This window comes from Sulfitobacter sp. HI0040 (assembly GCF_001634885.1).
Taxonomy (GTDB): domain Bacteria; phylum Pseudomonadota; class Alphaproteobacteria; order Rhodobacterales; family Rhodobacteraceae; genus Sulfitobacter.
This window is the reverse complement of the sequence record NZ_LWEX01000298.1, coordinates 1-381: the sequence shown is the minus strand read 5'-3', so window position 1 is coordinate 381 and position 381 is coordinate 1. Positions and strand designations below refer to the sequence as shown.

Annotated in this window: 1 protein-coding gene; it reads right to left on the bottom strand. The window is 58.5% G+C overall.

All coding sequences use genetic code 11. From position 1 onward, the window contains the following. The coding region (locus A3728_RS14035) for an ATP-binding cassette domain-containing protein (RefSeq protein ID WP_236630510.1) at positions 1 to 308 on the bottom strand (308 nt) is incomplete at its 3' end. Positions 309 to 381: the final 73 nt, after the last annotated feature.

Sequence of the window (381 nt, the reverse complement as noted above, 5' to 3'; positions counted from 1 at the left end):
ATCATCATCGGGGCCAATCCCAACGACGGTTCGTCGATCGCGATGATCTTGGGGCTGGCCATCATGGCCCGGCCGATCAGCAGCAGTTGTTGTTCGCCACCAGACATGAAGCCAGAGGTGCGGTTGCGCAGGTCCGCAAGCCGGGGCATCAAGGTGTAAACATGGTCCAGGCGCTTTTTCAGCTCGGCGGAGTTGGGCACCATGTGCCCGCCGACGATCAGGTTTTGCTCTGACGTCAGATGCCGCAAAACGCGCCGGCCTTCCATCACATGGATGAGACCTTTTTTCACTACTTCCGAGGCTTCCATGTTCTGAATGGGGGTTCCGTCCAGAACGATGGACCCCGCCGAAACGGTTCCATCCTCGGATTTGAGCGTTCCC